The sequence below is a fragment of the Hyphomicrobiales bacterium genome, assembly GCA_030688605.1.
Taxonomy (GTDB): Bacteria; Pseudomonadota; Alphaproteobacteria; order Rhizobiales; family NORP267; genus JAUYJB01.
The window spans coordinates 21311-34890 of sequence record JAUYJB010000177.1; the positions used below are offsets into that span (position 1 = coordinate 21311).

A 13580-nucleotide genomic window follows, 5' to 3' on the forward strand; every position below is an offset into this window, starting at 1 on the left:
CCGATGTTGGCACCGGCCCGTGCCGCCGGCAAGGGCAATGGCCAATGGATGCCGGCGCAAATTCGTGGCACGGTTGGTTGCCGACGCGCAGCGCGGAGCGCCGGACGCCGTCGGATCATGGGGAGGCAAGATGAGCGAGAATTGGCACGACCTCGGCCCGACCGAGGAGTTCAAGACGGCGCCGGTGCACGAGGTGCGCATCGGCCGCACCCGCATCGCGATCACCTGGAAGGACGGTCGGTTCGGCGCCATCTCGGGTGTATGCAACCATGTCGCCGGACCGCTCGGACAAGGCCGGCTCGACGGCGACTATGTGGTCTGCCCGTGGCATTACTGGAAGTTCCACCGCCTCACCGGCGAGGGCGAGCCGGGCTTCGAGGAGGACAAGGTGCCGCGCCACGCGGTCAAGGAGGAGAATGGCCGCCTCTTGGTCGACCCGGAACCCGCGACCAAGCGCAACCGGGTGCCGCATGCGCCGCATCCGCTCGCCCGGCGCGAGTCGCGGCCCGAGGGGCCGATCCGCGTCGCCGGCATCTCGACGACCATCATGGACCCGGCCCATCCGCGCAGATCGACCTCGGAGGAACTGCTCGACACGGCGCTCGAACATGCCGGCGAGAGCCTCGGAGCGGAAACCCGCTTGATCCGCCTCGCACAATTGAAATTCCGCGCCTGCGAAGGTTTCTACTCGAAGAGCGCGCACGCCTGCACCTGGCCTTGCTCGATTACCGAGATGGACGCCAAGGACGAGATGACGGAGGTCTATGAGGCGCTGGTGCACTGGGCCGACGCGGTGCTGGTGGCGACCCCGATCCGCTGGGGCGCCGCGAGCGCGCTCTATTTCAAGATGGCCGAGCGGCTCAACTGCGTGCAGAACCAGATCACCATCGCCAACCGGGTGCTGATCCGGAACAAGGTCGCCGGCTTCATCATCACCGGCGGCCAGGACAATATCCAGGCCGTCGCGGGACAGCTGATGGTGTTCTTTTCGGAGCTCGGGTTCTGCTTCCCCCAGTTTCCCTTCATCGCCCATTCGCGCGGCTGGTCGGCGGAGGACATGCACAACAATGTGACTCAGGTGTTTGCGAGCAAGCAGTTGCATGACGGCGCCCGCGGCCTCGCCGCCCGTGCGGTCGAGCTTGCCGGCGATCTCCTGGAGGGGGCGGGCACGCCGGAGCGCACGGTGCGGGGCGGGCGCAAGGCGCAGCGCCTCGACAGCGCCCCATAGAGCGTTACGCGGTCAACAGCACCACGCGCGGATCAATTCGGCTCGTTCCGCGCGGCGGCGCGCCGTTCGGCTGACGATCGCTTGTCGAGCACCGCCTCCAGCTCATAGCCAACGCATAAGGGATAGGCGCCGCCCACGACGAGCGTAAATGCCAGTTCGCCGACCGGAACGCCGAGGACGAGGCGAAACCAGGGATGCGCCGGGTTCCAATAGGAGACGAAATCGGGCCACACCCAGAAGCAGAATCGCACCAATGCGAAGTAGAACGCCGTGTGACATACCGCCCCGGCGGCGGCCAGCGGCCACAGCGAGGGGCGCAAGGCCAAGGCGGCCAGCGATATGATGATCAGCGCCGCCAAGCTCGCCGTCATGATTTCGATCCCGAGGATCCAAAAGACAAGCACCAGCGCCACCGCCACGCCGGCCAGCGCCGCATAGCGGCGAAGGAACGGCAGGGTCCGCGGGTTCAGCCTGAGCTTGCGGCGAAAGACCCACACCGACATGAGCCAGGCCATGGCACCGGTCTGGAAAAGGAACATGACATCTTCGATGCCCACCGGCAGGGCGGTCAAGCGCACGGGCGACCAGTAGGCCTCCTGGTGCAACACCGCCAGCGGCGTGAGGGGAACCAGGCCCAGACCGCCGATGACCATGGCCTGCCTCTGATTCCCGGCGACGATGAAGCCCGCCAGCACCACCGCCAGCCCGAGCAGGTCGGCAAAGAAATAGGGGTGCGCGTAAAAAAACGTAGCCAAGCTTCCATCCGCCGTCGGCCTATCGCCGATTATCCCTGCCGGCGGACCAAATGCCAAGGACCAGGAACGAAGCCGAGGTCGCGCCGCATCCGACCATGACGGCGACGGTCGCGAAGGCCGTGCCGTCATGCAGCGCGCTGACGGCGACAGTCGCAAGCGTGCCGGCGCCGACCTGCAGGAAGCCGGTCAGCCCGGCGCCGGCGCCGGCAATGTCCGGACGCACATTGATGGCGCTCGTGGTGCCGCTCGGCACGATCAGCCCGCCGCCCACGGAGGTGAGCGCCATCGGCAGGAACAGCGTCAGGAGATGGAGCTGATCGAGCATGATCACGCCGACCAGCGAGCCCAGCGCGATCAGCGAGACGAGGTTGCCGGCAATATTGATCCGGTTGGCGCCGTAGCGCATGGTGAGCCGGCCGGTGAGGAAATTCCCCGCCATGTAGCCGATCGAGATAAAGACGAAATAAAGCCCGTAGTCGACCGGCGTCCCGCCGATGATGTCGGTGACGATGAAAGGCGCGCCGGCAAGAAAGGCAAGATAGGTGGCCGTCGAAAAGGCGACATTGAGGGAGTAGCCGATGAACGCCGGCTTCCGCAAAAGGAAGATGCTGTTGTGCGCCAGCTTGGCAAAGCCCGCGGACCCGTCGCGCTCGTGGTGGGTCTCGTGCATCTGCGCCAGCGACAGGACGTAGACGAGCGCGCCGAAGGCGGCCACGAATACAAAGCCGGCGCGCCAGCCGCCGAGCTGGTCGAGAAAGCCGCCGATTCCCGGCGCCACCATCGGGGCGACGACCATGGCCATGGTCACATATCCGAGCTTGCTCGCCGCCTCGTCGCGGTCATACATGTCGCGGACGACGGCACGGGCGAGCGCGACGCCGGAGCAGCCGCCGGCGGCCTGCAGGATGCGCATGGCGATCAGCTGCTCGAATGAGGTGGCGAGCGCACAGCCGAGGCTGGCCAGCACGAACAGCGCCGTGCCCGACAGGAGAACCGGCCGGCGTCCGTACCGGTCGGACAATGGGCCTATGATGAGCTGGGCAACGGCGAAGGCTGCGAGATAGATGCTCAGCGTCAGCTGCGCCGTCGCATAGTCGATATTGAGCGAGGCCCGCAGGCCGGGCAGCGAAGGAACGAAAACGTTAAGCGCCACCGGCGCCAGCGCCGTGGCCGCAACAAGAACGAACAGGCCCGGCCTGCGCGGCGCCGTTGCAGCGGGGATTTGGAGGGACATGGCGGCGATCAATTAACAGAACAACGATCTCATCGCCAGCGCATATGCGACACTCATCCTAACCCCTTAGCGCAGATTGCCCGGCGCCGGAGACGCCGCCGTCTTTTGGTCTGGTCTAAGCGGCCTTGATCTTGATGCTGCGCTCCTTCTTGGCCGCGCCGGGCGGCTTCGGCAGGGTGACCTTGAGCACGCCCTTGTCGAAACGCGCCTCGACCTTGTCCGGGTCGGCGTCGAAGGGCACGGAGATCGTGCGCCGAACGGCGCCGTAGCTGCGCTCGACCAGATGGTAGGTTTTGTCCTTGCTCTCCTTTTCCGCCTTCTTTTCGGCCTTGATGGTCAGGAGGTTGTTGCTCAGCGTGACGTCGATGTCCTTTTCCTCGACGCCCGGAAGCTCCGCGGTCAACTCCAGTGACTGATCGGTCTCGCTGACGTCGATGCTCGGCGTAAGCGCACCCTCGCCTGCAAACGGCCAGCCCAATGCGGGCATGCCGCGCGAAAACTCGCCAAACAGGCGGTCGACCTCGCGCTGCAATTGTGAAAATGGATCGCTTCTTGCCATTTCGCGCGATCCAAACGAGGGAATAATAGTACCCATTGTCCTTCTCCTCTCATCGCACGTGACTGCGGCAAAAACCGCAACTGAAGTTCATGTAGTTTCGCTCTTCGCGCCATCAAGACCAGCGACCCTGTCTATGGCGTCGCACCCACGCTCAGACGAGCAGCCGGGCTGCCTCGAACAGGAAAACCAGGCTGCTGAGGGCCGCGCCCGCGACCGGCACCCACAGGGGAACCGCAAAGGGGGGCGGCACGTCTGCCCGCAGCTTGATGCGGATCAGGGCCAGATTGACGATGGTGAAGATCAGCAGAATAACCGCCGAGGTGGCCCGGGCAAGGTCGCCGATCGGCAACAGGACGGCAAGCAAGGCGACGATGGCGACCACCAGGAAGGTGGCCGGCAAAGGCGTGCGGGTCACCGGGCTGACGGTGCCGAGCCAGGCCGGTAGCGCCTTCTCGCGCGCCAGCCCATAGAGAACCCGTGAGGCCATCAGCATTTGGATCAGCACCGTGTTCAGGGTCGCGCCGACGGCGATGGCGCTGATCGGCGCCGGGTCGCGGCCGGTCGCCACGGCATAGACGCGGGCGAGCGGTGCTTCCTGTCCGGCAAGCTCCGCGGGAGCCACGACCGCGACGGCGACGAAGATGACGGAAAGATATAGCCCGGTGGTCATGAACAAAGTGAGCGCGATGGCCCTCGGCATGGTGCGCTCCGGCGCCTTCACCTCCTCGGCCATGTTGACGATGTCCTCGAAGCCGACAAAGGCGAAGACGGCAAACAGCATGGCGGATCCGACGCCGACCCATTGCACCGCTCCACCCTGCGGCCAGATCGCCACAATGTGAGCGAGGGGATCGGAAACGGCGGGGGCGCCGACGATGACGATCCAGATCAGCGCCCCGACCTCGAACAGGCTGATGGCCACGGCAACCGCCATCGATTGCACCACGCCCCAGGCGGCGACGGCGCCAAGAACGACGATCAGCGCGAAGGCTGTCGCGGCGCGCGGCACGGCGACGAATTCGCGCAAGTAGCCGGCCGCCCCGATGGCCACCGCAGCCGCCGATACGATCCCCACGGCGGCCACGAACAGACCGATCAGCCGGGCGAGATTTACGGAGCGGAAGGCTTCCCCGACGTAGACCGCCTCGCCGGCGCTCCTGGGCAGGCGCGATGAAAGTTCGCCGAAACTGAACGCCGTCGGCGCGACGACGAGCGCGGCGAGGATGAAGGAGAGCGGCGCGGCGGCACCCGCCACCCGCGCGGCCTCGCCGACCAGCACATAGATGCCGGCGCCGACGGTCACGCCGACGCCGTAAAGCGCCAGCGGAATGAGCGTGATGCTGCGCCTGAGGGCGGCCGGTGGCTGCGGCTCCATCGGCCTTGTCGGCTCGGACATCTTGCTCCTCCAGCCGCGATAGGATCGGCCCTCCCTCACATCGGGTCGCCGCCGCCGCCGCGCAAGCGCGGCAATGGGCGATGGCCCGCAACAGGTCGGTAAACCTGATCGTGATCATCAACCGGGTTGAAACCAATGCATGATTGGTACAGCATTGGTTACAAAGCGCGCCAAGATGCTCAACTGCTCGAAGGTCCGCGTCCGGGCCGGGCAAACCATAATTCGTTCAAGGGAGAGATTTATGACCGGCTTCAAGACCACACGACGCCACTTTCTGGCCGGCACCGCCGCCATCTCCGGCGCGGCCATGCTGGCCGGCAGAGGACTGCCCGCATTCGCCCAGTCCTTTCCGTCACGCAATATCGACGTCGTCATCCCCACCCGGGAAGGCGGCGGCGCGGACCGGCTCTACCGTTCCTTCACCAGCATCTGGAAGAATTATCTGAAGACCGACTTCGAGGTGGGCTTCTTCCCCGGCGCGTCGGGACGGGCCGGATACGACACCTATGTCAGCAAGCGCGACCCGGACGCGCACAATCTGTTATTCGGCAATATGGGGCCGGAGCTGGCGGTGATGGTGGTGCAGGACACGCCGTACGGCTTCCCCGAGGACTTCCAGTATTTCTGTCGGCTGGACGTCGATCCGAGCGTCCTGTTCGTCAGGGCGGACAGCCCCTTCAAGACGGCCGACGACGTGATCGCCGAGGGCAAGAAACGCACCCTGTCGGTGGCCACCAGCCGGTTGCCGCACCCGGCCTCCATCGGCATGCTGCTGCTCGCCGAGCACACTGGCGCCCAGGTCAATCTGATCCCGCTGTCGGGCGGCCGCAACACGATTGCCGGCGTGGTGACCGGCGAGACGGATCTCGGCGTACTGCCGTCGGGCTCCACGGCCGGGGCCGGCGAGGCGGTTCGGTCGCTGGCGGTCTGGGGCGACAAGAACCCAATCCCGGACCAGCTCAACAACGCACCGACTGTGAACGCGCATTTCGGTACGAGCTTCCCGGAGTTGGTGTCGGCCCGCGCTTTCGCCATTCACACCAAGGCGATCGAGGCCTATCCCGACCGATTCGAGATTCTGAACAGCACCTCCAAGACGGCGTTTGACGATGCAGCCTGGCCGGACGCCGCCAAGCAGGCCGGCCAGCCGCTGGAGTTGCTGAGCTACGGCGATCGGGAAGCCTGCGCCAAGATGGCCGGCGGCATGACCGAGCTTGCGAAGCGGTATAAGGGCCTCTTGTCCGGCAAGTGAGAGAGCCCGGCTGGCCGTACCTCCCATATGGGTCGCCCAGCCGCCGGTTGGCGGCTGGGCGCCTCAAATTGTGAAAATTGGGATTGACGAATGTCCAAGCGTCCTAGGAGCGAAGGCGGCCGCACCGTCATCGGCGGCGAGCTGATCCTCCCCGTCGCCGGTCTCATTTTCACCCTCTACTATTTCTCGACCATCCTCGACTCGCCTTGGGAGGCGCAGGTCGCCGCCTTCTTCGTCGGTTCGATCCTGATCGCGTTGATCTTCATCTTCCTGGTCAAGACCGGATTGGCGCTAGCCCGCGGCGAGGCGCGGTTCGATCTAAAACCGCTGGTTGCGCCGCTCAGGATCAATCTCAAGCGGCTGGCCCTGTTCGGGCTGACGCTCGGCTATGTGCTGCTGATCCCCTATCTCGGTTTCACCATCACGACCTTCGTGTTCATGGCGTCCGCCATGTTTTTGCTGCAGCAGAAGAAGCGGCTGCTTTTCGCCATCGTCCTGTCGGCGGTCATTTCGCTTTTGGGTTATCTGCTCTTTATCGTGGCGTTCGAGACGCGCTTCCCGCGCGGGCCATTCGAGGAGCTGATGCGGGGGATCTTCTGAGATGGTTTTCGACTGGAGCCTGTTCTGGCCGCTGTTCGTCGACATGCTGTCGATGTGGTGGGTGATCATACCGGCCATTTTCCTGGGCCTCATCGTCGGCGCCATACCCGGCTTCTCCGCCGCCAACACCATCATCATCCTTTTGCCGCTGACGCTCGCCGTCGATGTCAAGACCGGCATTGTCTTCATGGTCGCGCTCTATGCCTCCTCGCGCATGGGCGCCGGGGCGCCGGCCATTCTGGTCAACATTCCCGGCACGGCGGGGGCGGCCGCGACGCCGCTTGACGGCTATCCGATGGCCAAGGCCGGCCGGGCGCCGCAAGCGCTCGCCATGTCCTTCACCGCGTCCACGCTGGGCGGGTTGCTGACGACGGCCATTTCGCTTCTGGCGCTGCCCTATCTGGCGCGGGTCGGCTATGTCATGCATTCGGTGGAGATGATCGTGGTGATGCTGTTCGGCATCTCGCTGATCGCCTCAATCGCCTCCAGCGATCCGCTCAAGGGCCTGATCGCCGGCTTTTTCGGCCTGATGGTGGGCGCCATCGGCGCCGACCATGTCTATGCGACGCCGCGCGGCACCTTCGGATTCCTTGAGCTTTTCGACGGCGTCCCGCTGATCCCGGCCCTGGTCGGCCTGTTCGCCGTCTCCGAGGCGTTCATCTTCATCGAGGCAGAATCGATTCTGACAAGCCGCGGCCGGCAGTTGATGAAGACCGCCGACTGGAGCGCAACGGTGGAAGGCGTGCGCATGACATTCCAGCGCTGGTGGCACGTCACCTGGACGGCGCTCATCGGGCTGGCGATCGGCGTCATCCCCGGTGCCGGCGCGTCGATCGCCTCCTTCGTCGCCTATCAGCAGTCGAAAACCTTCTCGAAAACCCCGGAGCTTTACGGCACCGGCCATCCGGAAGGGCTGATCGCGCCGGAAAGCGCCAACAACGGCGTCACCGCCGGCACGCTCATCCCGTTGCTCGTGCTCGGCATCCCCGGCGGCGCCACCGCGGCGATCATGATCGTCGTCATGCAGTTCCACGGCGTGCAGATGGGCCCGCGGCTGTTCATGGTGCAGGCGGAGCTCGCCTACGGCATGCTGATGGCGATGTTCGTCACCTATCTGTTCATGATCTTCACCATCCTGCCGCTCAGCCGCTACATGTCGAAGGTGACGATGGTCTCCACCAGCTACATGGCGCCCCTGGTCATCGCCTTCACTTTGGTCGGCTCCTTCGTGCCGCGCGCATACATGTTCGACATGTATGTCGGCCTCGCCTTCGGCGTCATCGGCTATGTCGCCCGCAAGACCGGCTATCACGTCGCCGCCATCCTGATCGGCGTCATCCTCGGGCCCCTCCTGGAAATGTATTTCCTCAGGGCGGTCAGGATCGCCCAGGGCGACCTGATGGTGCTGTTCTCCTCCACCATCGGCAATGTGCTGTGGGTGCTGCTGGCGATCACGATCGCCCTGCCCTATTACATGGATTGGCGGCGCAAGCGGCGCGGCATCCGCGGGGAGCACCTGGAGGAAGAGGCGACGCCGGCATTGACCGAAGGAAGTTGATCATGGGCTATGTGGAAACCGGCAAGCTTGCTCACCGCATGAAGCGCATCGGCCATCTCGATATCCCCGGCGGCGGTCAGGTGGTGGTCAGCAATGGCCACGCCTTCGTCGGCCACATGAAGCCGCCGCACGGCACCTCGATCATCGATGTTTCCGATCCCGCCAGGCCGCGCCTGACAGCCCAGATCGAGCCGGAAACCGCCTATTCGCACACCCACAAGGTGCGGGTTGCCGGCGACATCATGATCACCAATGTGGAGCAGGACCGCCGTCATTTCCTGCGCAAGGGAGAAAAGCTGCCGCAACTGCGACAAAAGCTCGCCGCCGAACTGGGCCGGCCGGCAAGCGACGAGGAGCTTGCCGGAGGGCTCGCCGTTAGTGCCTCCGAAATCGCCGATCTCGAGGCGGCCCGCGCCCGCGGCTACCGCGAGGGCGGATTTCGGATCTGGGACGTGAGCCGCCCGGCAGCGCCGAAACTGCTGCATACCGAGCGCACCTTCGGCTTCGGCGTGCACCGCTTCGACATGGACACCGGCCATGCCTTCATCTCCACCGAGATGGAGGGGTACGTCGGCAACATCCTGGTCATCTACGATCTCGCCGACCCGGCGCGCCCGCGCGAGGTCTCGCGCTGGTGGATGCCGGGCCAGCACATCGCCGGCGGCGAGACGCCGACCTGGGAGGGCTACGGCATCCGCCTGCACCACGCCATGCGGGTCGGCGACGAGCTGTGGGCCTCGGTGTGGCACGCCGGCTTCCGGGTCGTCGATATCAAGGACATGACGGCGCCGAAAACGGTCGCCGCCCACACCTATCATCCCTGGGTGAAGGAACCGACGCACACGGTGCTGCCGGCGCAAAAGCGGTGCGGCGGCCGGCGCATCGCCGCCGTCGCCGACGAGGAGCATGAACATGTACACGGCCAGCCGCATGCCGGACTGTGGCTGTTCGACGTGACGGACCTCGAAAACATCGAGCCGTTGTCGACCTTTCATGTGAGCGAAATGGATTCGCCCTTCAGCCGCGCGCCGGGGCGGTTCGGCATGCATCAGTTCCAGGAGCATATCGAGGGCGACCTGTTGTTCTGCGCCTGGTTCGGCGGCGGTCTGCGGGTCGTCGACATTTCCGATCCCGTGTTGCCGACCGAGGTCGGTCACTACATTCCCGAGCCCGTCGGCGGCAATCCGAGCCCGCAGAGCAACGACGTCGATGTCGACGGGCGCGGGCTTGTCTATCTCATCGACCGCAACCGCGGCTTCGACATTCTGGAATTTCAGGACCGAAAGTGAGAGAGGAGACCATGCAACACCGAAATCTGACCGCCAACGGCCCCACCGTCTCGGCCATCGGGCTCGGCTGCATGGGCATGACCCCACTTTATGGCAAGCCCGACCCGGAGGAGGCGGTGCGCACGGTCCATGAAGCGATCGACGCCGGCGTGACGCTGCTCGACACCGCCGACATGTATGCCGGCGGCAAAAACGAGGAGCTGGTCGGCCGCGCCATCGCCGGCCGCCGCGACAAGATCGTGCTGGCGACCAAGTTCGGCAATATCCGCAATCCCGACGGCACCGCCTCGATCAACGGCAAGGCCGAATATGTGGCCGAGGCCTGCGAGGCCTCGCTGAAACGTCTTGGCGTCGAGACCATCGACCTTTTCTACGTGCACCGGATCGATCCGACCGTGCCGATCGAGGAGACGGTCGGCGCCATGGCCAAGCTCGTCGAGGCCGGCAAGGTACGCTGGATCGGCCTTTCGGAAGCCGGCGTGGAGACGATCGCGCGCGCCCATGCGACCCATCCCCTGACCGCGCTGCAGACCGAATATTCGCTTGCCACGCGGGACGTGGAGCAGGCAATCCTGCCCAAATGCCGGGGGCTCGGCATCGGATTCGTCGCCTATTGCCCGCTCGGGCGCGGCCTTCTTACCGGAAAGTTCCGCTCCCTCGACGCACTGACGGAGAATGACCGCCGCCGCGCGATGCCGCGCTTCCAGGGCGACAATCTCGCCCACAATCTGGCACTCGTCGACACGATCACAGAGATTGCCGAGGCGCACGGCGTCTCGGCCTCGGTGGTTGCCCTGGCGTGGGTGCTCGCACAGGGTGACGACATCGTGCCCATACCAGGATGCTCGCGCCGCGTAAGCTTGCGCGACACTCTTTCCGCCCTCGAACTGAAACTTTCCGCCGACGAGCTTGAGCGCCTGTCGTCGACCTTCGCGCCCGGCGCTGTCGTCGGTACCCGCTACCCGGAAAAACAGATGAGCCGCCTCGGCCTCTAAGATAGGGCCGGAGCGAAAAGGGGGGCCTTGCGGATGTGGAGCGGCGAATATTGGGCGAAGAAGGGCGACGTCGACCTGTTTATGTGGCGCAAGAGACTGGACGATCCGGCCTCGGGCAAAGAGCGCCCGGTCTTCTTCCTCGTCCACGGCTCCTCCTTTTCCGGCCCGTCCGGCTTCGACATGCAGATTGCGGGTCGCGACTATTCCCTCATGGACAAGTTCGCCGAGCTCGGTTTCGACGTCTGGACGCTCGATCATGAGGGCTATGGCCGCTCGACGCGCACCGATTCGAACTCCGATATCGCTTCGGGCGCCGAAGACCTCGACGCCGGCATGAAGGTGGTCCAGCGGGAGACTGGGCAACAGCGCTCTGCGTTTTACGGACAGTCGTCGGGCGCCCTGCGCGCGGCACTGTTTGCGCAAAAATATCCGCGCTGGGTCGAGCGGCTGGTGCTCGACGCCTTCGTGTGGACCGGCAAGGGCTCGCCGACGCTCGCCAAACGGCGGGAGAACCTGCCCCAGTTCCGCGCCTCCAACACGCGGCCGTCCGACCGCGCCTTCTTCCACTCGATCTTCAACCGCGACAAGCCGGGATTGTCCGAGACGATGGTCGCCGACAGGCTCGCCGACCTGGAGCTTGCCATGGGCGACACGATTCCGACCGGCACCTATCTCGACATGTGCGCCAACCTGCCGGTGGTCGACCCGGAGAGGATCGCCTGCCCGGTGCTGATCGTCCGCGGCGAGTTCGACGGCATCGCCACCGAGGAGGATCTGATCGAATTCTGGAAACGCCTGCCCAACAAGGACAAGCATTTCTCGATCCTCACCGGCCAGGCCCATGTGGCGCCGCTGGGCATCAACCGGCACCGCTTCTGGCACGTGGCGCACGGCTTTCTCACCATGCCGCCGCGCCGCGACGTCTAGAGCGGTTCATGGTTATAGGGGATCGATTCGATGGGCCAAATCGGTTCATCCGGGCAGGCGCAAAATCATCCCGGTCAAACGGTTCCCTATAACCATGAACCGCTCTAGCCTCAAAATCCGAGAAGCGTCGCCGCTCCGCTCCAGATCAGGCGCAGCGCCGCCAGGCACAGGATGATGTCGAGCCCGACCCGGAAATAATAGTGCCCGAAGCGGGTCAGCACCTGCTTGCCGAGTACCGTTCCGATCAGCCCGCTGACGATCATGCCCAGGATCAGCGGCAGATAGGGCGCAAACGCAAAGCCGAGCAGCCCGAACACGGCGATCTTGATGACGTGCTGCATGCTCATGAAGGCGGCGTGGGTCGCGACCACCCCCAGCGGCTCAAGGCCCAGAGACTTGGCGATGGTGACGACGAAGGGGCCGGTTGCACCGAAGAACATGGTGAGGAAGCTGGAAACGATGCCGCCGGTGAATACGGCATGACGGCCAAAGGTGGGGACGCGCCCGAACACCGACCAGAGGATGAACAGGCCGACGGCAAGCTCGACGGCTTGCGGCGGAAAGCGGATGACGATGAGACCGCCCAGCGGCGCACCGAGGAGGCTGCCGAGGGAAAACGGTATGACGGCTGCGGCGGCGACATGCGTCAGGTTGACGACGACGCGGCCGGCGTTCGATCCGACCTGAACCGCGCCGTGAACGGGAATAAGTGCTGCGGGTGGCAGCAGCACCGCCATGAACGCCAACAGTGCAACCCCGCCGCCGAGGCCGAGGGCGGCGGAAATGAACGAGGTCACGAGGCTGACCGCGACGAGCGCCAGCCCGACCGTGGCCGACAGGCCTTCGGGCATGAACGCTTCAATGGTCACGGATGATCGTCTCCGGCAAGCCTGTCCTCGGGCTCGCCAAAGGCGAGACCCGGGGAGCGCGCCGCTGGTGCCGGTCCGCGATCCTCAGCCTCTGGCCGCCAGCCGGCGCAGGAAATAGCTCCAGTGGCTTTCGATGAGCGGCACGTCGAAGACCTGGGCGCGCTTGGCGGCGAGTTCTTCCGACGAGGTCGCGGTATAGGGCACACCGGCGGCCATCAGCATCAGCTGCACCCGGCATGCCTTCTCGATGAAGATGCCCATCATGGCGGCGACCGGGATCGACGCGCCGACAAAGGCGACGCCGTGGTTGCGCATCAGAACCGTCGAGGCCCCGCCAAGCGCCTCGGCGAGATCCTGCCCGAGCCGCGGGGTATCGATGAGTCCCGTGGTGCCGTCATAGCGGCTCGGCGGCCCGCCGAGATAGGTCGCCTCGTGGGTGACCGCCTTGAGCTCCTCGTTGGTTGCGGAGAAGGCGCAGGCATGCAGCGGATGGGTATGGCCGACGACGTTCATGTCGGGCCGGGCTTCCAGGATCTCGGTGTGGATCGGCCATTCCTTGTGGACGCGCCCCGAGCCGGCGAGCTTGTGGCCGTCGAAATCGATCAGCGTGAAATCGTCCGCGCCGGTGACCTCGCCGAGGCTGATGCCGGCGCGCTTCAGCCAGACGCCGCGTCCGGCCGGGTCGCGCAGCGACATGTGCCCCAGCGTCATGTCCGAATGGCCTTCCATTTCGAGGACCCGACAGGCCTGCGCCAGCCCGTCGAGGCTGGCCTTGAGGGCGTTGTCGATGTTCGTCAACGGCTCAACTGTCGCCATGGCAGATCCCCTTGCTTTGCCGCCGTTCGGCGCGTCGGCGGCTCCAAGCCGTCCTGGGCAGCCGGTTTCGAGGCAGAGTTCTAGAGCATTATCGGGTCCTTT

The 13580-nt window shown here is 65.3% G+C and carries 13 protein-coding genes; 7 read left to right on the forward strand and 6 right to left on the reverse strand.

The window, feature by feature from the left end:
* The first annotated feature begins 130 nt into the window (after window positions 1-130).
* The gene (locus Q8P46_18400) at window positions 131-1228 is read left to right on the forward strand and encodes an NAD(P)H-dependent oxidoreductase (protein ID MDP2622116.1); all 1098 of its coding nucleotides are present in this window, start codon (window positions 131-133) and stop codon (window positions 1226-1228) included.
* 32 nt (window positions 1229-1260) lie between these two features.
* On the opposite strand, the gene Q8P46_18405 is transcribed toward Q8P46_18400, so the two are convergent.
* From Q8P46_18405 to Q8P46_18420, 4 genes are all read right to left on the reverse strand, one after another.
* Window positions 1261-1983 carry a hypothetical protein gene (locus tag Q8P46_18405; protein MDP2622117.1) on the reverse strand — a complete coding sequence of 241 codons (723 nt, stop codon included), beginning with the start codon at window positions 1981-1983 and terminating at the stop codon, window positions 1261-1263.
* Window positions 1984-2002: 19 nt separating this feature from the next.
* Entirely contained in the window at window positions 2003-3217 is a 1215-nt protein-coding gene (locus Q8P46_18410) for a multidrug effflux MFS transporter (GenBank protein MDP2622118.1), read from the reverse strand.
* A 115-nt stretch (window positions 3218-3332) separates the two neighbouring features.
* On the reverse strand, window positions 3333-3812 hold the full coding sequence (locus Q8P46_18415; GenBank protein MDP2622119.1) for an Hsp20/alpha crystallin family protein: 480 nt from the start codon (window positions 3810-3812) through the stop codon (window positions 3333-3335).
* 115 nt (window positions 3813-3927) lie between these two features.
* Window positions 3928-5172: an APC family permease gene (locus tag Q8P46_18420; GenBank protein MDP2622120.1), complete on the reverse strand. Its 1245-nt coding sequence runs from the start codon at window positions 5170-5172 to the stop codon at window positions 3928-3930.
* Window positions 5173-5413: 241 nt separating this feature from the next.
* On the opposite strand from Q8P46_18420, the gene Q8P46_18425 reads away from it, so the two are divergent.
* The 6 genes from Q8P46_18425 (at window position 5414) to Q8P46_18450 (ending at window position 11793) form a co-directional block, all read left to right on the forward strand.
* Window positions 5414-6424: a tripartite tricarboxylate transporter substrate-binding protein gene (locus Q8P46_18425; protein ID MDP2622121.1), complete on the forward strand. Its 1011-nt coding sequence runs from the start codon at window positions 5414-5416 to the stop codon at window positions 6422-6424.
* 90 nt (window positions 6425-6514) lie between these two features.
* The gene (locus Q8P46_18430) at window positions 6515-7024 is read left to right on the forward strand and encodes a tripartite tricarboxylate transporter TctB family protein (GenBank protein MDP2622122.1); all 510 of its coding nucleotides are present in this window, start codon (window positions 6515-6517) and stop codon (window positions 7022-7024) included.
* Window position 7025: 1 nt separating this feature from the next.
* Window positions 7026-8582: a tripartite tricarboxylate transporter permease gene (locus Q8P46_18435; GenBank protein ID MDP2622123.1), complete on the forward strand. Its 1557-nt coding sequence runs from the start codon at window positions 7026-7028 to the stop codon at window positions 8580-8582.
* Window positions 8583-8584: 2 nt separating this feature from the next.
* The gene (locus Q8P46_18440) at window positions 8585-9871 is read left to right on the forward strand and encodes an RNA polymerase subunit sigma-70 (GenBank protein ID MDP2622124.1); all 1287 of its coding nucleotides are present in this window, start codon (window positions 8585-8587) and stop codon (window positions 9869-9871) included.
* Between the two features lie 11 nt (window positions 9872-9882).
* Window positions 9883-10866, forward strand: coding sequence for an aldo/keto reductase (locus Q8P46_18445; protein MDP2622125.1), 984 nt, complete (start codon window positions 9883-9885; stop codon window positions 10864-10866).
* A 33-nt stretch (window positions 10867-10899) separates the two neighbouring features.
* Window positions 10900-11793, forward strand: a complete 894-nt coding sequence (locus Q8P46_18450; GenBank protein ID MDP2622126.1) for an alpha/beta fold hydrolase — start codon at window positions 10900-10902, stop codon at window positions 11791-11793.
* A gap of 110 nt (window positions 11794-11903) precedes the next feature.
* Here Q8P46_18450 and Q8P46_18455 read toward each other — a convergent pair whose 3' ends face one another.
* Both Q8P46_18455 and Q8P46_18460 read right to left on the reverse strand, forming a co-directional pair.
* Window positions 11904-12662, reverse strand: coding sequence for a TSUP family transporter (locus Q8P46_18455; GenBank protein ID MDP2622127.1), 759 nt, complete (start codon window positions 12660-12662; stop codon window positions 11904-11906).
* 84 nt (window positions 12663-12746) lie between these two features.
* Complete coding sequence (locus Q8P46_18460; GenBank protein MDP2622128.1) at window positions 12747-13478, reverse strand: class II aldolase/adducin family protein; 732 nt, start codon at window positions 13476-13478, stop codon at window positions 12747-12749.
* Window positions 13479-13580 lie beyond the last annotated feature (102 nt).

Coding starts and splice junctions, on each gene's coding strand:
- Q8P46_18430 (MDP2622122.1), top strand. CDS start 6,515: ATGTCCAAGCGTCCTAGGAGCGAAGGCGGCCGCACCGTCATCGGCGGC.
- Q8P46_18435 (MDP2622123.1), top strand. CDS start 7,026: ATGGTTTTCGACTGGAGCCTGTTCTGGCCGCTGTTCGTCGACATGCTG.
- Q8P46_18415 (MDP2622119.1), bottom strand. CDS start 3,812: ATGGGTACTATTATTCCCTCGTTTGGATCGCGCGAAATGGCAAGAAGC.
- Q8P46_18450 (MDP2622126.1), top strand. CDS start 10,900: ATGTGGAGCGGCGAATATTGGGCGAAGAAGGGCGACGTCGACCTGTTT.
- Q8P46_18460 (MDP2622128.1), bottom strand. CDS start 13,478: ATGGCGACAGTTGAGCCGTTGACGAACATCGACAACGCCCTCAAGGCC.
- Q8P46_18445 (MDP2622125.1), top strand. CDS start 9,883: ATGCAACACCGAAATCTGACCGCCAACGGCCCCACCGTCTCGGCCATC.
- Q8P46_18425 (MDP2622121.1), top strand. CDS start 5,414: ATGACCGGCTTCAAGACCACACGACGCCACTTTCTGGCCGGCACCGCC.
- Q8P46_18440 (MDP2622124.1), top strand. CDS start 8,585: ATGGGCTATGTGGAAACCGGCAAGCTTGCTCACCGCATGAAGCGCATC.
- Q8P46_18400 (MDP2622116.1), top strand. CDS start 131: ATGAGCGAGAATTGGCACGACCTCGGCCCGACCGAGGAGTTCAAGACG.
- Q8P46_18420 (MDP2622120.1), bottom strand. CDS start 5,172: ATGTCCGAGCCGACAAGGCCGATGGAGCCGCAGCCACCGGCCGCCCTC.
- Q8P46_18410 (MDP2622118.1), bottom strand. CDS start 3,217: ATGTCCCTCCAAATCCCCGCTGCAACGGCGCCGCGCAGGCCGGGCCTG.